General features: G+C 74.1%; 1 protein-coding gene. It reads left to right on the top strand.

The features are described from left to right. On the top strand, nucleotides 1–266 hold a 266-nt coding region (locus J0695_RS41000; RefSeq protein ID WP_206969888.1), incomplete at both ends, for a substrate-binding domain-containing protein.

The following is a 266-nucleotide window of genomic DNA, read 5'->3' as shown; positions in this document are numbered from 1 at the left end:
CTCCGGCCAGAGGTGCCTGGAACAGATCCTGCACGACGACCCGGCCACCACCGCCCTGGTCACACTGAACGAAGCGGCGCTCGGCGGCCTCTACCGGGGCCTGGCGCAGGCCGGCCGCCATGTACCGCGCGACTTCTCCGTCACCGGAGTCGTGGCTGCCCGCTGGGCGGAGACGGTGACCCCGCCGCTCACCGCGGCGGACGTCCCCGCGGCCGAACTGGGCCGTCTCGCCGTCGACTTGCTGGTGGAGCAGCTCGCCGACCCCG

Source organism: Streptomyces beijiangensis (assembly GCF_017315755.1).
In the GTDB taxonomy this organism is placed as follows: Bacteria; Actinomycetota; Actinomycetes; order Streptomycetales; family Streptomycetaceae; genus Streptomyces; species Streptomyces beijiangensis.
This window is presented reverse-complemented; position numbering and strand designations above follow the sequence as displayed.